Origin of the sequence: Acinetobacter sp. AL9, from assembly GCF_041464035.1 — a bacterium.
Taxonomy (GTDB): Bacteria; Pseudomonadota; Gammaproteobacteria; order Pseudomonadales; family Moraxellaceae; genus Acinetobacter; species Acinetobacter towneri.
This window is the reverse complement of record NZ_JAYFSK010000001.1, coordinates 86,165-104,794: the sequence shown is the minus strand read 5'-3', so window position 1 is coordinate 104,794 and position 18,630 is coordinate 86,165. Positions and strand designations below refer to the sequence as shown.

Here is an 18,630-nt window from a genome sequence, read left to right as displayed (position 1 = left end):
GCCTATTTAAGTGATGTGCTGAAAAGGTTGCCGACACATAAAGTGACTCAGATTGAAGAATTGCTACCACACCGCTGGAAACCTGAACCGAATTAAAAAATAGGCATGGGGTTCAGCGGACGCTTACAAATAAGCTGAGTTACTGGACCAAGCAAAACTGGATTTTTGTGTCTATCAACTATAGATTAGTTCCGGATGTGACCGTACAGCAGCAAACTCAGGATATCGCCCAAGCGCTTATTTATATCCAAAATCAGGCACCGCATTGGCATGCTGACTCAAAACGCTTGGTGCTGATAGGACATTCTGCGGGCGCACACCTGGTCAGTCTATTAACCGTTCGCCCCCATTGGCTGGCACCCCAGCCACAGCCTTGGCGTGCTACAGTTGCTTTAGATAGCGCGGCTTATGATATAGAAAAGATAATGCAAACACGTCATGCACGTTTTTATGATCAAGCCTTTGGTGATCAACCTTCCAACTGGAAAGCCCTTTCTCCGATAGCTCAGCTACATCAAGCTTTACCTGCATTTCTCGCGGTGTGCTCAACCATCCGTGCAGATCAACCCTGTACTCAAGCTCGACAATTTATTCAACAAGCACAGAAATTCGGAACTCAAACCCAGTTATTGCCTGTCCGACTTTCACATGCTGAAATCAACAAGTCATTGGGACAAAATAATGCTTATACTCAAGCAGTCAATCAATTTATCCAAACGCATTAATTTTTCAGCTAGCGCATAAAAAACGCAGAATCATAAGACTCTGCGTTGGATGTACTGAAATATAAATACTTCAGTAGGATGGCATGGCTGTTCGTATTCAGATTAACGCTTTTGCTCGATGGCTGCACCAGCACCACCACCAACAGCACCACCGATTGCAGCGCCTGCATTACCACCTATCACTTCTTTACCTAAAATTGAACCAATCGCACCGCCAATTCCACTATAGGTTGCGTTACGGTTAGAACCATCTTGGGTTTTACTTCCAACTGCTGCACCTGCACCTGCGCCTGCTGCTGCACCAACACTACCACCTACGCTGTTACCCGCTGCGCCACCAACGGCACCGCCTAATGCTGCTGCACCAATACGTTGGTCATTTGAACTCATGCTCTCACAACCCGCCATTAACATGGTCGATACAGTTGCAACTGCCAATACGCTAAATACTTTTTTCATCGCGATGTCTCCCCGCTGTTGTTGATTTTAAGTGTAGTGCATCTTGCGGCATCAACTTTGAAAAATCTGTTACCAAGCACAGTAAGATATGAGTATTTCTGTAAAATGCTTAAGGCATCATAAAGGATTCTGTACCCTCTTCTTCAAGTACCACCACATCACGTGTGGTTTTACCATCTTCAGTAAACACAGCATGAGAAACTGTTTCTTTGCTTTCAGGCGTTTTGACCCGATCCAGTTTTAATGTGCGATGAATTGGCGCCTGCCCCTGCTTATATTCCATGCCTTCTGCATCAATCGTTTTCACTTCAGAAATGACTTTACCATCCTGCTTTAGGGTTTTATTCAACTCAATTTTTGAGGTTGGTACAATCACCCCACCTTTTTGAATCACAGGAATACCCAATTGTTTCTCTGAAAACTGTGCTTGATCATCATCAAAAACAACTTCCTTTGCCACAATATCTTTACCCTGATTGCTCACTTCAAAAATCGTGGCTTCTACATGGCGTATAGGCTTTTCACCTGTCACTGTACGAATCACTTCAGTTTTTAGAATAGGCACAATGGCTTTGTCTTTCACCACAATGCTGTTTGGCATTGGTGCAGCCGAAACAGACACACTCAGTAGCATTGCCGATAAACACAGTGTCAGTCCTCTAAATTGCATAAGCTATCCCCTTAGTTTTCTTGATATTTTTAAATTGTTCTTAATTCACTATATGCAATATTGCGGCTTTATTAAAGCAAAATATGCAACTAAAACGTTGGCAAAAAAAAGACGCCTCGAAAGGCGTCTTTAAATGATGCTTTAAAACGAATTAGAGATCGTTAAATTCATCGCTAAATGCTTGGCTTAATGCTTGATCTACATCAGAGAAATCATTCACTAATGCCAATTCAGCAGCTTCAGCTTCTTGACGACGACGCTCTAAGTGGTAAGCAAGACCCGTACCTGCTGGGATCAAACGACCCACAACAACGTTCTCTTTCAAGCCACGTAAATCATCTTCTTTACCTGTTACAGCCGCTTCAGTTAACACACGTGTAGTTTCCTGGAACGATGCAGCAGAAATGAACGAGTCTGTTGAAAGCGATGCTTTGGTGATACCCATCAATTGACGTTCAAACTTCGCTGGGAACTTGTTTTGTGCAAGTACAGCTTGGTTTTCTTGTACCACGCGAATGTAATCCACTTGTTCGCCTTTGATGAAGCTCGTATCGCCACCATCGGTGATTTCAACTTTACGCAACATTTGACGCACGATGACTTCAATGTGCTTATCGTTAATTTTTACACCTTGTAAGCGGTAAACGTCTTGAACTTCGTTCACGATGTAGTTGGTTAATGCCACTTCACCTTTCAAGCGTAAGATGTCATGTGGGTTTTGTGGACCATCAGAAATGGTTTCACCACGGTTCACATGCTCACCTTCAAACACGTTGATGTTACGCCATTTTGGAATCAACTCTTCGTAAATCTCAGAGCCATCATCTGGTGTAATCACTAAACGGTTCTTACCTTTGGTTTCTTTACCAAAGCTCACGATACCTGACACTTCTGCAAGAATCGCATGCTCTTTTGGTTTACGTGCTTCAAATAAGTCTGCAACGCGTGGTAAACCACCGGTAATATCACGAGTACGTGAAGATTCTTGTGGTACACGACCAATAACGTCACCCACACCGATATTTTCGCCATCACGGACAGAAAGAATCGTGTTCTGTGGCAAGAAGTAGAACTGTTCGCCACCATCCACAGTGTCTAATACCACAGCAGGACGTAAGTCTTTACCTGACGCAGGACGTGAAGTCACTGGCAAGATTTCAACTGTGGTCATACCTGTTGCATCATCAGTTTTCGAGGTTGCAGTCACGCCATCAGCAATTTGGCTGAAACGGATTTTACCCGCAACTTCGGTCACAAGTGGATGCGTGTGTGGATCCCAAGTCGCCACAATACCGCCAGCTTCTACCGCTTCGCCATCTTTGAGCAAGATTGACGCACCGTATGGCAGTTTATAACGCTCACGCTCACGACCTAACTCATCGGCAATACCAATTTCACCTGAACGTGAAACAGATACCAAGTGACCTTTAGCGTGTTGTACAGTTTTCACGTTATGGAAACGTACTGAACCTTTGTTACGCACTTGTACGCTATTGGCTGCAGAAGTTCGGCTTGCCGCACCACCCACGTGGAATGTACGCATGGTTAACTGTGTACCTGGCTCACCAATCGATTGAGCAGCCATTACACCCACAGATTCACCTGGATTCACCAAGTGACCACGTGCTAGGTCACGACCATAACACTTCGCACATACACCAAAGGTCGATTCACAAGATACCACTGAACGTACTTTTACTTCATCGACACCTTGCTCTTCTAAGAAGTTAGCAAGTTTTTCATCAATGAGTGTGTTACGTGGCAGAATAACTTCGTCTGAACCCGCTTTCTTCACATCTTCTGCAGTTACACGACCTAATACACGCGTACCAAGGTTTTCAATGACATCACCACCTTGAATGAATGGTGTCATCACTAAACCGCCATAAGTACCGCAATCTGGCTCAGTAATTACCAAGTCTTGTGCAACGTCAACCAAACGACGTGTCAAGTAACCTGAGTTCGCTGTTTTCAATGCGGTATCGGCCAAACCTTTACGCGCACCGTGAGTTGAAATGAAGTACTGAAGTACCGTCAAACCTTCACGGAAGTTCGCTTTAATTGGCGTTTCAATGATCGAACCATCTGGTTTCGCCATCAAACCACGCATACCCGCCAACTGACGAATCTGTGCCGCACTACCACGCGCACCTGAATCCGACATCATGTAGATCGAGTTGAATGATTTTTGCTTCTCGTCTTCACCCTGTTTGTTTTTCACAGTTGTGAATGACAAGTTGTCCATCATCGCTTTAGCAACTTGGTCGTTGGTACGTGCCCAAATATCGACCACTTTGTTATAACGCTCACCCGCAGTTACGAAGCCTTGCTCGAACTGTTGTTCAATTTCACGAACTTCAGTTTCTGCTTTTTCAATAATTGCTTGTTTTTGTGGTGGAATAACCATGTCTTCCATACCCACAGAAACACCTGAACGTGTCGCTTGACGGAAGCCCAAGTACATCAATTGGTCTGCAAAAATAACCGTGTCTTTTAGACCTAATTTACGGTAGCAAGAGTTGATTAACTTTGAGATGTTCTTTTTGTTCATCTCTAGGTTAATTTGCTCGAAGCTTAAACCTTCAGGCACAACTTCCCAAAGCAAGCAGCGACCTGGTGTCGTATCTACAACAATAGTTTGTTGCTCACGCTCACCATTTTCATTGATTACGGTTTGGTGTACACGTGCTTTTACGCGAGCGTGTAAGTCAACTTGACCCGTTGCAAGTGCACGGTTTACTTCGTGCGTATCTGCAAACACCATGCCTTCACCTTTGGCATTGATTGCATCACGCGTGATGTAATACAAGCCCAACACCACGTCCTGAGATGGTACGATGATTGGCTCACCGTTCGCAGGAGACAAGATGTTGTTGGTGGACATCATTAACGCACGCGCTTCTAATTGCGCTTCAAGCGTTAATGGTACGTGTACCGCCATTTGGTCACCGTCGAAGTCGGCGTTAAACGCAGCACAAACGAGTGGGTGTAGACGGATGGCTTTACCTTCAATCAGGATCGGTTCAAATGCTTGAAGACCCAAACGGTGAAGTGTAGGCGCACGGTTCAACATCACTGGGTGTTGACGAATTACAGATGCAAGTACATCCCAAACTTCTGGGGTTTCGCGCTCAACCATTTTCTTCGCAGCTTTAATGGTGGTTGCTTGACCTGAAGCTTGTAATTTTGCAAAGATGAATGGCTTGAACAGTTCAAGTGCCATTTTCTTCGGAAGACCACACTGGTGTAAACGTAGGTTTGGACCAACGGTAATCACCGAACGACCTGAATAGTCAACACGCTTACCAAGTAAGTTTTGACGGAAACGACCTTGCTTACCTTTGATCATATCTGCCAAAGATTTAAGCGGACGCTTGTTTGAACCTGTGATTGCACGACCACGACGACCGTTATCTAACAAGGCATCAACAGACTCTTGTAACATACGTTTTTCGTTACGTACGATGATGTCTGGCGCTGCAAGGTCAAGAAGACGCTTCAAACGGTTGTTACGGTTAATCACACGACGATAAAGATCGTTCAAGTCAGAAGTCGCAAAACGACCACCTTCAAGTGGAACCAACGGGCGAAGATCTGGTGGAAGTACAGGCAGTACATTCATCACCATCCATTCAGGCTTGTTGTTCGACTCTTTGAACGCTTCCATCAACTTCAAACGCTTAGAGGCTTTTTTCAGCTTAGTTTCTGAAGTTGTTTGTGGAATTTCTTCACGTAAACGAGCAATTTCAGCTTCAAGATCGATGTCTTTTAACAAGTCTTGAACTGCTTCAGCACCCATTTTCGCAGTGAATTCATCACCATGCTCTTCTAGAGCATTGAAGTATTCTTCGTCATTGAGAAGTTGATATTTCTCAAATGGCGTCATACCTGGGTCAGTAACCACATAAGATTCGAAATATAATACGCGCTCGATATCACGTAAAGTCATATCAAGTAATAAACCAATACGGCTTGGTAATGATTTCAAGAACCAAATGTGTGCAACTGGAGAAGCAAGTTCGATGTGACCCATACGCTCACGACGAACTTTTGCAGTCGTTACTTCAACGCCACATTTTTCACAAATGACGCCTTTGTATTTCATACGCTTGTATTTACCACACAAGCATTCGTAATCTTTTACTGGACCAAAAATTTTGGCACAGAATAAACCATCACGTTCAGGCTTAAACGTACGATAGTTAATGGTTTCTGGCTTTTTAACTTCACCGTGAGACCATGACTTAATCATTTCTGGTGACGCAAGACCAATACGGATGCGGTCAAACTCTACTGGAGCATGACCGTCTGAATCCGTCTTTTTGCGCATGATATCGAGCAAGTCTTTCAATTTTTTTCTCCGTGTGCTGGGAGGCTGTTTTCACATCCCAACTGGGTCACAAATATTGTTTTTTAACTGAGTTTTAATCCTCCTTAATCCCTCTTTTTCAAAGGGGGAAAAGTCCCTCTTTTATAAAGAGGGATTTAGGGAGATTTAATGGAGATGCTTAGTCACCATTTTTCAGTTCAATGTTGATACCTAAAGAACGGATCTCTTTGGTCAATACGTTAAACGATTCAGGCATACCTGGGTCCATATAATGGTTACCATCTACAATGTTCTTATAGATACGGGTACGACCTTCAACGTCATCCGACTTCACAGTGAGCATTTCTTGAAGCGTGTATGCAGCACCGTATGCTTCAAGTGCCCAGACTTCCATCTCACCGAAACGCTGACCACCGAATTGTGCCTTACCACCCAACGGCTGTTGCGTTACAAGTGAGTAAGAACCTGTAGAACGTGCGTGCATCTTGTCATCCACCAAGTGGTTGAGTTTGAGCATGTACATATAACCTACAGTCACTGGACGGTCAAATTTCTCGCCTGTACGACCATCGTACAACACGGTTTGACCAGAACGTGGTAATTCAGCCAGTTCAAGTAATTCTTTAATTTGACCTTCTTCTGCACCATCAAATACAGGAGTAGCCAACGGAACACCTGCACGTAAGTTGCCAGCCAATACCAAGATTTCATCATCAGTTAAGCTGTCAAGATCTTCTTGCTCGCCACCAACTTTGTTATAAATCTTGTCTAGGAACTCACGTAGTTCAGCAATTTCACGTTGTTGTTTGAGCATTTTATCAATTTGCTCACCCAAACCTTTGGCTGCCATACCCAAGTGTGTTTCAAGAATCTGACCCACGTTCATACGCGATGGTACGCCTAGTGGGTTCAATACGATATCTACTGGTACACCGTTAGCATCGTGCGGCATGTCTTCTACAGGCAAGATGTTTGATACAACACCTTTGTTACCGTGACGACCCGCCATCTTGTCACCCGGTTGGATGCGACGCTTAACAGCAAGATAAACTTTAACAACTTTCAACACGCCCGTAGTGAGTTCATCGCCTGTAGAAAGCTTACGTTTCTTCTCAGCGAATTTCTCATCAATTTCAAAGCTCTTCTCTTTCAAGAAAGTTTGAATTTGAGTTAAACGCTCAGCAATTGCTTCATCACTTGGTTGAATTTCAAGTAGATCAACTAACTCTAAACCAGACAACACATCTTCAGAAAGTTTGTCGCCACGTTTAGTTGTACCGCCACCGTTAGATTCTTGACCTTTTAATAAGCGGATAATACGTTCACGCGCTGCTTCTTCAAAGATTTTGTATTCTTCTTTCAAGTCTTTGCGGTATGCATCAAGTTGTGCTTTTTCAATCGCTTGTGCACGTTCGTCTTTTTCTAGACCATCACGGGTAAAGACTTGAACGTCAATCACAGTACCTTTAGTACCTGATGGAACGCGCAATGATGAATCTTTCACATCTGCTGCTTTTTCACCGAAGATTGCACGAAGCAATTTTTCTTCAGGCGTTAACTGAGTTTCACCCTTAGGCGTTACTTTACCAACAAGAATGTCGCCTGCAGTCACTTCAGCACCAATGTAAACGATACCAGACTCGTCTAGTTTAGACAGTGCAGCTTCGCCCACGTTTGGAATATCAGCTGTGATTTCTTCCGCACCCAATTTGGTATCACGTGCAACACATGACAATTCTTGAATGTGAATCGAAGTTAAACGGTCTTCTTGAAGTACACGCTCAGAAAGCAAGATCGAGTCTTCGTAGTTATAGCCATTCCAAGTCATGAACGCGACACGCATGTTCTGACCGAGTGCAAGCTCACCGCCATCTGTAGATGGACCGTCAGCCAATACATCACCACGACCTACCTTATCACCCATCTTCACCAAAACTTTTTGGTTAATACAAGTGTTTTGGTTTGAACGTGTGTATTTGATCAGGTTGTAGATATCTACACCTGCTTCACCCGCGATCATTTCTTCTTCGTTCACACGAATGACTACACGTGAAGCATCGACATATTCAATACGACCACCACGGTTTGCAATCACACATACACCTGAGTCATGTGCTACGTTCGCTTCCATCCCTGTACCCACAAGTGGTTTATCAGCGATAAGCGTCGGAACAGCCTGACGTTGCATGTTCGATCCCATCAAGGCACGGTTGGCGTCATCGTGCTCAAGGAATGGAATCAGTGATGCAGCTACAGATACAACCTGCTGTGCAGAAACGTCCATGTGCGTCACGCGCTCTGGCGGCATACGCACGAAGTCACCTTGGTGACGTACAGATACGAATTCTTCTGTTAAATTGCCATCTTGGTCTACGCTTGAGTCCGCTTGCGCAATGATCGTGCCCACTTCTTCAATTGCAGATAAATACTCAACCTCATCGGTTACACGACCATCAACCACTTTACGGTATGGCGTTTCCAAGAAGCCAAAATTATTACATTTTGCATAAACAGAAAGCGAGTTGATCAAACCAATGTTTGGACCTTCAGGCGTTTCAATTGGACACACACGACCATAGTGAGTTTGGTGTACGTCACGTACCTCAAAGCCTGCACGTTCACGTGTCAAACCACCTGGACCAAGCGCAGATACGCGACGCTTGTGGGTAATTTCAGACAACGGGTTGTTTTGGTCCATGAACTGAGACAATTGGCTTGAACCAAAGAATTCTTTGATTGCAGCAGCCACTGGCTTCGCATTGATTAAATCTTGCGGAGACAGGTTGTCTGTTTCAGCTTGTGACAAACGCTCTTTTACAGCACGCTCAACACGTACCAAACCAACACGGAATTGGTTTTCAGTCATCTCGCCCACTGAACGTACGCGACGGTTACCCAAGTGGTCGATATCGTCGACTTCACCTTTACCGTTACGGATTTCGATCAATGTTTTAAGTACATCGGTAATGTCTTCGTTAGACAAAATACCTTCAACTTCACGTGATTTCTGATCTGTACCCACTTCGTAAGGACGACCCAAACGACGGTTGAACTTCATACGACCTACTGGCGATAAATCATAACGCTCAGAAGAGAAGAACAAGTTATTGAACAGATTTTCAGCGGCTTCTTTCGTCGGTGGCTCACCTGGACGCATCACTTTGTAGATTTCTACCAAAGCATCTTCACGACCAACAGTTGTATCTGCACGTAAGGTGTCCGCAATGAACGAACCACGGTCGATGTCATTGGTGAATAGGATGTTAAATTGTTTAACACCACCTTCTGCAAGTTTCACCATGATTTCATGGCTTAACAAGGTGTTTGCAGCAATCACATCGCCATCTTTTAGCTGGATGTCTTCTGCAGTAATACGTTCGTACAAGTACTCATCAGGAACTGAAAGCTTCTCAAGACCAGCTGCTTCCATTTGACGTACGTGACGCGCATTAATGCGTTTACCTTGCTCAACAATCACTTTGCCGTCAGTATCAGTGATGTCAAATTGTGCCATTTCGCCACGTAAGCGTTCTGGGACAAGGTCAATTTGGTAGCTACCCATGTCTAAATAGACAGGTACTTTCTCAAAGAACAAGTCTAGGATTTGTTCATTGCTATAGCCCAATGCACGCAACACTACAGTCGCAAGCAATTTACGACGACGGTCAATACGCACATAAACGAGGTCTTTGGCATCGAATTCAAAGTCTAACCATGAGCCACGGTAAGGAATAATGCGTGCTGAATACAACACTTTACCGCTCGAGTGGGTCTTACCTTTATCATGGTCAAAGAACACGCCTGGTGAACGGTGTAATTGAGAAACAATTACACGCTCAGTACCGTTAATCACAAAGGTACCGTTATCCGTCATCAATGGCATTTCGCCCATGTAGACTTCTTGCTCACGCACATCTTTGATTGATTTCGTTTCACGATCTTTAATGATCAAACGAATTTTTACGCGCATTGGTGCCGCATAAGTTGAGCCGCGAAGAATACACTCACGTACATCAAACTCAGGCTTACCAAGACTATACTCAACAAATTCTAAAGCAGCATTGCCAGAATAACTTTCTATAGGAAAAACTGAACGAAATGCGGCTTGGAGACCGATATCTTCGCGGCTTTTTGGAGTTTTGCCATCTTGAAGGAAAGTACGGTACGAGTCGACTTGAATCGAAAGCAAGTACGGTGCATCCATTACTTGGGGCAATTTACCAAAATTCTTACGGATCCGTTTCTTTTCGGTATATGAGTATGCCATCTGGAGTCCTCGGAAAGTAAACTAAACCCGCCTGCAGAACGGGTTTAGAAGGAATTACGCAGGCCGATATGGCCACCACTCTTTACAAATGCTGCAATTTTTAGTGGTATTAAAACGCTTAACAATATTTTTAAATGTGGAAAAATATTGGTAAGCGTTTGATTTTATTGATTTATATTGTTTTCGATGATTTTCCATCATTCAAACAAAAATCGAGCCGATAATTGTAACGCAAAAAGGCTGATGACCCAAGAGCCATCAGCCATTTTTTGGAGTCGATTATAAAAAAATCGACTCCCCTTAAGATTACTTAAGTGTAACTGTAGCACCAGCTTCTTCAAGTTTCTTCTTAAGCTCTTCACCTTCTTCTTTAGAAACAGCTTCTTTGATCACTGAAGGAGCGCCTTCAACGATGTCTTTAGCTTCTTTAAGACCAAGGCCAGTAGCTTCACGAACTGCTTTAATTACAGCAACTTTGTTCGCACCGAAAGAAGTCAACTCAACGTTGAATTCAGATTGCTCTTCTGCAGCAGCAGCGCCAGCGCCTGGAGCAGCAGCAACAGCAACAGCAGCAGCTGATACATTGAATTTCTCTTCAAAAGCAGAGATAAGTTCAACAAGTTCAAGAACAGTTTTTTCAGCAACTGCGTTTAAGATTTCTTCGTTAGTTAAAGCCATGAGAATAACTCCAAATGGAAATTGAATGGTGTGGAAATAAATTTAAGCTTATGCAGCTTCTGACTCGTTTTTCTCTTTGAGCGCAGTAATAAGGCGACCCAATTTCGAAATAGGAGCTTGAAGAACGTTTGCAAGCATAGTAAGCGCTTTTTCTTGGTTCGGAAGATTCGCAATTACGCTAACTTCAGCACCTTGATAAAGTTTGCCGTCAAATGCAGCAGCTTTAAGTTCAAATGCTTTATTCGTTTTAGCGAATTCTTCGAACAAGCGTGCAGCTGCACCCATGTCGTCTTCAGAAGTTGAGAAAGCTAAAATTGTTGGGCCAACAAGGTTGTCGTTCAAGATCGTGAATTGCGTATCTTGAAAAGCACGTTTAGCCAAAGTATTACGTACAACACGTGTAGTAACACCTAATTTACGCGCTTCAACACGTAGAGCCGTTAATTGCTCAACGCTCATACCTTGATAGTCAGCAACAACAGCAGAGAACGCTTTAGAAGCAACTTCGTTAACTTCTGCTACGATCTGTTTTTTGTCTTCGATAAGAAGAGCCATTGTAAAACCTCCTAACGGTGATTTATGTGCTTACGTGAAGCACACTCCCAATTCGTAAATTCATTGCTGAACTTACACGCGGAGGAGGAATAAATCACACCACCGCGTCTACCCAGGCTGGAAGATTAAGAAAGCAGCATAAAACTACTTTCGCCTGAGGTCTTTGACGCTGATAAATTCTCATTTACCAATTCAAAGTCCGCCTGAATGTCCCCCTCTCCTGCTAGGAGAGGGTTAGGGAGAGGTTTAACCCTCATCCCGACCTTCTCCCAGAGGGAGAAGGAGACTTTTCAGGACTTTAAAATTCTTTCTAAGTCAGACTTAGTTAGAAACGTTCTGTACATCAATAACAAGACCAGGACCCATAGTAGAGCTCAAAGTGATCTTTTTGATGTATACGCCTTTAGAAGTTGCAGGCTTTAACTTTTTCAAGTCAGCAACTAAGGTTTCAACGTTTGAACGAACTGCTTCAGCAGTAAAGCCAACTTGACCAATCGCAGCGTGGATAATACCCGCTTTGTCTACACGGTAACGCGCTTGACCTGCTTTTGCATTTTTAACTGCAGTCGCAACGTCAGGAGTTACAGTACCCACTTTAGGGTTTGGCATTAAGCCACGTGGACCAAGAATCGTACCCAACTTACCTACTACGCGCATTGCATCCGGAGCTGCAATCACAACGTCAAAGTCAAGGTTACCCGCTTGAATGCTTTCAGCTAAGTCGTCGAAACCAACTACGTCTGCGCCTTCAGCTTTAGCAGCTTCTGCAGCAGCACCTTGAGCGAAAACAGCTACACGTACAGTTTTACCAGTACCTGCAGGAAGTGTAGTCGCACCACGAACAACCTGATCAGATTTACGTGGGTCAACACCTAGGTTTACCGCAACATCCAAAGATTCTTTGAATTTAGCAGCAGGAAGGTTGTTTAGAACTTCAACTGCTTCTTCCAAAGTGTAAACTTTGTTTGCTTCTACAGCAGCAGCAATGGCTTTTTGACGTTTAGTTAACTTTGCCATGTCTTATAGCTCCACATCCAAGCCCATAGAACGTGCAGAACCAGCAATGGTACGCACACGTGCTTCTAAATCAGCACCAGTTAAATCTGGTTCTTTAGTAGTCGCGATTTCTTCTAATTGAGCACGAGTCAACTTACCAACTTTGTTTTTGTTAGGTACAGCTGAACCCTTTTGAATGCCTGCAGCTTTCTTAAGAAGAATTGCAGCAGGAGGAGTTTTCATGATGAATGTGAACGACTTGTCGTTGTACACAGTGATCACTACAGGAATTGGCAAACCTGGTTCAACTTTTTGTGTAGCAGCATTGAATTCTTTACAGAATGCCATGATGTTAACACCACGTTGACCTAATGCAGGACCAATTGGTGGAGATGGATTCGCTTTACCAGCTGGAACTTGCAGCTTGATATAGCCGTCAATCTTCTTAGCCATTTCAAATTACCTCTGGGTACAAACGCCGCTAGGCTCCCCAATATTTTAAGTAACGATACCGTTACAACAACAATGCCCGATTCATAATAAATCGGGCGTTTTCCAACCACTCAAACTTAAACGGATTTTTCGACTTGACGAAATTCCAGCTCAACCTGAGTAGGTCGATTAAATACATTAATTGTCAACGTTAAACGTGACTTCTCGTATTGAACTTCTTCCACCACGCCTTTAAAGTCGGTGAATGGACCATCAATCACAAGTAATTCTTCGCCTGGTTCAAACATCGTCTTCGGACGAGGTGCTTCACCAGTATTGCGTACACGTGCAAGAATCGCGTCAGCTTCTTTTTGCGTAATTGGGGCAGGCTTTTCTGCTGTACCACCAATAAAACCTAAAACTTTTGGACACTCTTTAACAATGTGCCAAGTTTCATCGTTCATTTCCATTTCAACCAATACATAGCCTGGAAAGAACTTACGCTCTGACTTACGTTTCTTACCATCCTTCATTTCTACCACTTCTTCGGTAGGAACAAGGACTTCACCAAAGCTATCGGCAACAGCGCTACGCTGGATTCGATCATTAAGCGAACGCATCACTTGTTTTTCATAACCTGAGTAGGCATGAATAATGTACCAACGTTTCATAGCTCTTTTACCCGATAATTAACTTGATTGCCCAGCCTAACAAATAGTCAAAACACCACAATACAATTGAAGTGACTACCACAACAATCAATACATGCCATGACGTTGTTACAGTTTCCTGTTTAGTAGGCCAAGTGACTCGACGTAACTCAATACGTGAATCTTTAAGCAAACGAACAAAGCCTTTGCCTTGATGGGTGGCGTATAATAAACCTAAAGCCACAACGATACAAGCCAAAATTACCCCAACACGCACCCAAATATCATTGGCTGGTGCCCAATACGCAGGAAGATGCTGATTCACCATCATCGAAGCGATGAATAAAATCAAAGCGATACCCCACAACACGTAGTCTAATGGAGAACTCGATTGAACAACTTCAGCAGAATTATTTCTTTGAGGGATTGGCGCGTCGCTTAATGCGTCACGCGATTTATCATTCGACATTTTTGTACTCGTCGTAGAATTCGCGACTTATTATATGACTAGATTAGCCGACATCAAGCTTTTTTAAAAAAAGTGGCAGGCCAGGAGGGACTCGAACCCCCAACATTCGGTTTTGGAGACCGACGCTCTACCAATTGAACTACTGACCTACAAAACAGAACGAGAGCCAAAGCTCTCGACCTGTTTAACACATTCTATAATTATGCTGTTACTTTAGCAACAACACCCGCACCTACAGTACGACCACCTTCACGGATCGCAAAACGTAGACCTGGGTCCATTGCGATTGGGTGGATTAATTCTACTGACATTTCAACGTTGTCACCTGGCATTACCATTTCAACGCCTTCTTTCAACTGGATTGCACCAGTTACGTCAGTTGTACGGAAATAGAATTGTGGACGGTAACCGTTAAGGAATGGAGTGTGACGACCACCCTCTTCTTTAGAAAGTACGTATACTTCCGCATCGAATTTAGTGTGTGGCTTGATTGTACCTGGCTTAGCAAGTACTTGACCACGTTGTACGTCTTCACGCTTAGTACCACGTAAAAGAACACCACAGTTCTCGCCCGCACGACCTTCGTCAAGAAGTTTACGGAACATTTCTACGCCAGTTACAGTTGTTTTAACTGTGTCTTTGATACCAACGATTTCAACTTCTTCGCCTACTTTCACGATACCAGTTTCTACACGGCCAGTTACTACTGTACCACGACCAGAAATAGAGAATACGTCTTCGATTGGCATTAAGAATGCTTGGTCGATTGCACGTACTGGCTCTGGGATGTAAGTATCAAGCGCTTCAACAAGAGCAACTACAGCATCTTCGCCATATTGACCTGATTCACCGTTAAGTGCAGCAAGTGCTGAACCACGGATTACTGGAGTGTCGTCGCCTGGGAAGTCGTAAGTAGAAAGAAGTTCACGAACTTCCATTTCAACCAATTCGATTAACTCTTCGTCGTCTACGATATCGCATTTGTTTAAGAATACGATGATGTAAGGTACACCTACCTGACGAGAAAGAAGGATGTGTTCACGAGTTTGTGGCATTGGACCATCAGTCGCTGAACAAACAAGGATCGCACCATCCATCTGAGCAGCACCAGTGATCATGTTTTTAACATAGTCGGCGTGACCTGGGCAGTCTACGTGCGCGTAGTGACGAGTTGGAGAGTCGTATTCTACGTGAGAAGTATTAATTGTAATACCACGTGCTTTTTCTTCTGGTGCAGAGTCGATAGCAGCGTAATCTTTCGCTTCACCACCAAACTTACGTGCACATACTGTAGCAATCGCAGCTGTTAAAGTTGTTTTACCATGGTCAACGTGACCGATTGTGCCCACGTTAACGTGTGGCTTATTACGTTCAAACTTAGCCTTAGCCATGTTCATCTTCCTCGTTTACGTCGAACACAATGCTGAGTAAAACTCTGCCCCGACATATCGCCTAAAAAACTAGACACCTAATACTTGAAAAGCAGACTAATAAGCCTGCTTTTTGAAAATCTTGTGCGAATAATCGCTAAACTGTATCTGGAGCTCTTATCGAGATTTGAACTCGAGACCTCTCCCTTACCAAGGGAGTGCTCTACCACTGAGCTATAAGAGCGACAAATCCTTCGATGGAGCGGGAGACGAGGATCGAACTCGCGACATGCAGCTTGGAAGGCTGCCGCTCTACCAACTGAGCTACTCCCGCATCTATGTTGGTAATTACCACTTCTATCGAAGCTAATGGTGGTGGGAGAAGGATTCGAACCTTCGAAGCTTACGCGGCAGAGTTACAGTCTGCTCCCTTTGACCGCTCGGGAATCCCACCATTTTCACACTTACTCAGTGTTCGTTCTTTACTTAACAACTCAAACTCCCTAAGATGGTGCCGGCACACGGATTCGAACTGTGGACCTACTGATTACAAGTCAGTTGCTCTACCAACTGAGCTATGCCGGCGTTTCTTAGTGTTTCGTACGTTTCGTATCGGAACGGTGTGCAGTTTAGCAAAACTTGAAATCCGTGCAAGTGTTTTTTTCAAAAAAAACGCTAAAAACTCATAAAATCAATCCATTTGATGATAATTCAACCGCTTTGATCACTGCGCGAGCTTTTATTTGGGTTTCATTCCATTCAGATTCAGGATTTGAGTCCGCAACTAGACCTGCGCCTGCCTGCACATAGACCTTATTTTGACGAATAACACAGGTACGAATCGCAATCGACATGTCCATTTCGCCATGCCAGCCTAAATAACCAACAGCACCACCAAAAACACCACGTTTTACAGGCTCAACTTCATCAATAATTTCCATGGCACGAATTTTTGGTGCACCCGAAAGTGTCCCTGCAGGGAAAGTTGCCTGAAAAACATCCAAAGCATCGACATCGTCACGCACTTCACCTTGCACATTGGACACAATATGCATGACATGCGAATAACGCTCGATCACCATTTGATCAGTCACTTGTACTTTACCAATTTTGGCGATACGCCCGACATCATTACGCCCCAAGTCAATCAGCATTAAGTGTTCGGCAATTTCTTTTTCATCCGACAACAAATCTTGCTCAAGTGCCAAATCTTCTTCTTTGGTTTTACCGCGCGGGCGTGTACCTGCTAAAGGACGCACAGTGGCAATACCATTTTCCAAACGCGATAAAATTTCAGGTGATGAGCCGACAATATGAAACGGCTGATCATCGCCCAAAGTTTTGCCTTGTACCAAGAATAAGTACGGCGATGGGTTGAGATGGCGCAAAGCACGATAAACCTGTAACGGCTCACCATCAAAATCTGACACCATGCGATGTCCAGGCACCACTTGCATAACATCGCCTGCACGAATGTATTCTTTGACGGTATCAATGGTCGCCAAGAATTTTTCTTTGCCTGTAAGCGATTCAAAATGTGGTGGCGTATGTTTTTCTGCTTTTAGACTAATCGGGGTTGCTAAAATTTCTTCTAGTGCATCGAGTTGTTGTTGTGCCTTGTCATAAGCATCTGCCTGCGCTGCATCGGCATGCACAATTAAGAACAAGGTATCTTTTAAGTTATCAAACACGATGACTGTTTTAGACAACATCATCCAAATATCAGGCAAACCGACTGGATCTGCTGCAGGCACGTTTTTTAAACGCGGTTCGATATAACGCACTGCATCGTAACCAAAATAACCCACCAAACCACCTGTAAAGCTTGGCAATTCAGGCAAGTCAGCTTGCGTAGGCACTTTAAATTGAGCTTGAAAATCGCGGATATACTGAAACGGCTGTGCACAAGTTTGTTTTTCGATTGAACCGTCAGCATGTTGGATGGTGAGTTCACCCGCATTACAGGAGAAAACTGTAGATTCACCCAAACCAATAATTGAATAACGTGCCCAGTTTTCACCACCTTCTACAGACTCAAACAAATAGGCTTGTTGATGCTGCTTCAAACGTGCAAATACCGACAATGGAGTTTCGGTATCGGCCAAACGCTGGCGATATACAGGAATGAGGTTGTAGCCTGCTGCTTTAAGTTGTTCAAATTGAGTCAGAGTGGTCATGTGAAGCTCTCTATATTTCGATGTAGCAATGTTTTCGATAAGACGAAGTGAAGGACGGTTGTAGATTGACTAGCGTCGCCATCGAAATATGGGCATTACAGCCTGACTCATATTGATATCCTTTATAGCAATTAGCGTAAAATTATTTGATTTTTGAATCTTAAATATTTAACAATTCAGTTAAATTATCCACAATTTGTTGCGGCTGACAATTGGCAATCGGCTCACCATGATTATAACCGTAGCTGACCACAATACAATCAATCCCCGCTCGACGCGCGGCTTCAACATCATTAGAAGAATCACCAATCATCAAGACTTGAGACTTCTCCACTTGATAATGTTCAACACAATGCAGCAATTGACGCGGGTGTGGTTTACGCTCCTCAAAGCGATCTCCACCAATCACATCAGCAAAATAGTGTTGCATCTCTAATGCTTCAACAATGGCACGAGCAGGTAGTTCAGGTTTATTGGTCACACAAACTAAGGTTTTTTGTTGTGCTTTTGCCCAGTCCAAAAATTCAATAATGCCCGGGAATGGTTGTGTGTCGATACACGGATCGGCATTATAAATTTCTAAGAAGGTGTTCAGTAGCTGTTGTTGCTGTTCAGGATGAACTTCGCCCATTAAGTGCGATAAGACACTATTGCAAAATACCGCAGTTCCCTTCCCCACCCAAGTTCGCACTTGTTCCAGTGTTACCAAAGGCAGTTGCAGTGCATTTAAACTCATGTTCATGGCGCGGTATAAATCTGTCGCAGAATCGACCAAAGTGCCATCTAAATCAAATAAAATGACTTGACGTGTATCAAGCTGAGCAATAGACATTCTTCCCCCTAAATGAACAA

Annotated in this window: 15 protein-coding genes and 5 tRNA genes; 2 read left to right on the top strand and 18 right to left on the bottom strand. The window is 43.7% G+C overall.

The window, feature by feature from the left end:
* Both ACEO2X_RS00490 and ACEO2X_RS00485 read left to right on the top strand, forming a co-directional pair.
* Positions 1–96 (top strand): transposase domain-containing protein (locus ACEO2X_RS00490; protein ID WP_075175639.1); only part of this gene is annotated, 96 nt, incomplete at its 5' end.
* A gap of 38 nt (positions 97–134) precedes the next feature.
* Positions 135–725 (top strand): alpha/beta hydrolase, encoded by a 591-nt coding sequence (locus ACEO2X_RS00485; RefSeq protein ID WP_371970919.1) that lies wholly within the window; start codon positions 135–137, stop codon positions 723–725.
* Between the two features lie 102 nt (positions 726–827).
* On the opposite strand, the gene ACEO2X_RS00480 is transcribed toward ACEO2X_RS00485, so the two are convergent.
* The 18 genes from ACEO2X_RS00480 to ACEO2X_RS00395 all read right to left on the bottom strand — a co-directional run bounded on the left by ACEO2X_RS00480 (position 828) and on the right by ACEO2X_RS00395 (position 18,610).
* Positions 828–1,184: a DNA transfer protein p32 gene (locus ACEO2X_RS00480; RefSeq protein ID WP_096902329.1), complete on the bottom strand. Its 357-nt coding sequence runs from the start codon at positions 1,182–1,184 to the stop codon at positions 828–830.
* Positions 1,185–1,293: 109 nt separating this feature from the next.
* Positions 1,294–1,854, bottom strand: coding sequence for a hypothetical protein (locus ACEO2X_RS00475; protein ID WP_154321134.1), 561 nt, complete (start codon positions 1,852–1,854; stop codon positions 1,294–1,296).
* 151 nt (positions 1,855–2,005) lie between these two features.
* On the bottom strand, positions 2,006–6,205 hold the full coding sequence (gene rpoC, locus ACEO2X_RS00470) for a DNA-directed RNA polymerase subunit beta' (RefSeq protein ID WP_096902331.1): 4,200 nt from the start codon (positions 6,203–6,205) through the stop codon (positions 2,006–2,008).
* 157 nt (positions 6,206–6,362) lie between these two features.
* The gene (rpoB, locus tag ACEO2X_RS00465) at positions 6,363–10,451 is read right to left on the bottom strand and encodes a DNA-directed RNA polymerase subunit beta (RefSeq protein ID WP_131260966.1); all 4,089 of its coding nucleotides are present in this window, start codon (positions 10,449–10,451) and stop codon (positions 6,363–6,365) included.
* Positions 10,452–10,757: 306 nt separating this feature from the next.
* Positions 10,758–11,129: a 50S ribosomal protein L7/L12 gene (gene rplL / locus ACEO2X_RS00460; protein WP_004975779.1), complete on the bottom strand. Its 372-nt coding sequence runs from the start codon at positions 11,127–11,129 to the stop codon at positions 10,758–10,760.
* A gap of 48 nt (positions 11,130–11,177) precedes the next feature.
* On the bottom strand, positions 11,178–11,684 hold the full coding sequence (gene rplJ, locus ACEO2X_RS00455; protein WP_096902333.1) for a 50S ribosomal protein L10: 507 nt from the start codon (positions 11,682–11,684) through the stop codon (positions 11,178–11,180).
* A 321-nt stretch (positions 11,685–12,005) separates the two neighbouring features.
* A complete protein-coding gene (rplA, locus tag ACEO2X_RS00450; RefSeq protein WP_004975774.1) occupies positions 12,006–12,701 on the bottom strand; it encodes a 50S ribosomal protein L1 in 696 nt (231 codons plus the stop codon).
* 3 nt (positions 12,702–12,704) lie between these two features.
* A complete protein-coding gene (gene rplK, locus ACEO2X_RS00445) occupies positions 12,705–13,133 on the bottom strand; it encodes a 50S ribosomal protein L11 (RefSeq protein ID WP_004975771.1) in 429 nt (142 codons plus the stop codon).
* A gap of 116 nt (positions 13,134–13,249) precedes the next feature.
* Positions 13,250–13,783, bottom strand: coding sequence for a transcription termination/antitermination protein NusG (gene nusG / locus ACEO2X_RS00440; protein ID WP_004975770.1), 534 nt, complete (start codon positions 13,781–13,783; stop codon positions 13,250–13,252).
* A gap of 7 nt (positions 13,784–13,790) precedes the next feature.
* On the bottom strand, positions 13,791–14,231 hold the full coding sequence (gene secE, locus ACEO2X_RS00435) for a preprotein translocase subunit SecE (RefSeq protein WP_004975769.1): 441 nt from the start codon (positions 14,229–14,231) through the stop codon (positions 13,791–13,793).
* Between the two features lie 73 nt (positions 14,232–14,304).
* Positions 14,305–14,380 (bottom strand) — tRNA-Trp (locus ACEO2X_RS00430).
* Positions 14,381–14,431: 51 nt separating this feature from the next.
* Complete coding sequence (gene tuf, locus ACEO2X_RS00425) at positions 14,432–15,622, bottom strand: elongation factor Tu (RefSeq protein WP_004975768.1); 1,191 nt, start codon at positions 15,620–15,622, stop codon at positions 14,432–14,434.
* A 148-nt stretch (positions 15,623–15,770) separates the two neighbouring features.
* Positions 15,771–15,845: transfer RNA gene (locus ACEO2X_RS00420), tRNA-Thr, on the bottom strand.
* Positions 15,846–15,859: 14 nt separating this feature from the next.
* Positions 15,860–15,935: transfer RNA gene (locus ACEO2X_RS00415), tRNA-Gly, on the bottom strand.
* 36 nt (positions 15,936–15,971) lie between these two features.
* Positions 15,972–16,055, bottom strand: a tRNA-Tyr gene (locus ACEO2X_RS00410).
* A gap of 55 nt (positions 16,056–16,110) precedes the next feature.
* Positions 16,111–16,186, bottom strand: a tRNA-Thr gene (locus ACEO2X_RS00405).
* Positions 16,187–16,284: 98 nt separating this feature from the next.
* Complete coding sequence (trpE, locus tag ACEO2X_RS00400) at positions 16,285–17,778, bottom strand: anthranilate synthase component I (protein ID WP_104852931.1); 1,494 nt, start codon at positions 17,776–17,778, stop codon at positions 16,285–16,287.
* Positions 17,779–17,938: 160 nt separating this feature from the next.
* The gene (locus ACEO2X_RS00395) at positions 17,939–18,610 is read right to left on the bottom strand and encodes a phosphoglycolate phosphatase (RefSeq protein ID WP_004975764.1); all 672 of its coding nucleotides are present in this window, start codon (positions 18,608–18,610) and stop codon (positions 17,939–17,941) included.
* Positions 18,611–18,630 lie beyond the last annotated feature (20 nt).

Bases quoted from the DNA above. Each gene is read 5' to 3' on its own strand.
- rplL (WP_004975779.1), bottom strand. From the start codon at position 11,129: ATGGCTTTAACTAACGAAGAAATCTTAAACGCAGTTGCTGAAAAAACT.
- secE (WP_004975769.1), bottom strand. From the start codon at position 14,231: ATGTCGAATGATAAATCGCGTGACGCATTAAGCGACGCGCCAATCCCT.
- rplK (WP_004975771.1), bottom strand. From the start codon at position 13,133: ATGGCTAAGAAGATTGACGGCTATATCAAGCTGCAAGTTCCAGCTGGT.
- rpoB (WP_131260966.1), bottom strand. From the start codon at position 10,451: ATGGCATACTCATATACCGAAAAGAAACGGATCCGTAAGAATTTTGGT.
- ACEO2X_RS00475 (WP_154321134.1), bottom strand. From the start codon at position 1,854: ATGCAATTTAGAGGACTGACACTGTGTTTATCGGCAATGCTACTGAGT.
- ACEO2X_RS00480 (WP_096902329.1), bottom strand. From the start codon at position 1,184: ATGAAAAAAGTATTTAGCGTATTGGCAGTTGCAACTGTATCGACCATG.
- tuf (WP_004975768.1), bottom strand. From the start codon at position 15,622: ATGGCTAAGGCTAAGTTTGAACGTAATAAGCCACACGTTAACGTGGGC.
- rplA (WP_004975774.1), bottom strand. From the start codon at position 12,701: ATGGCAAAGTTAACTAAACGTCAAAAAGCCATTGCTGCTGCTGTAGAA.
- trpE (WP_104852931.1), bottom strand. From the start codon at position 17,778: ATGACCACTCTGACTCAATTTGAACAACTTAAAGCAGCAGGCTACAAC.
- nusG (WP_004975770.1), bottom strand. From the start codon at position 13,783: ATGAAACGTTGGTACATTATTCATGCCTACTCAGGTTATGAAAAACAA.
- rplJ (WP_096902333.1), bottom strand. From the start codon at position 11,684: ATGGCTCTTCTTATCGAAGACAAAAAACAGATCGTAGCAGAAGTTAAC.
- ACEO2X_RS00395 (WP_004975764.1), bottom strand. From the start codon at position 18,610: ATGTCTATTGCTCAGCTTGATACACGTCAAGTCATTTTATTTGATTTA.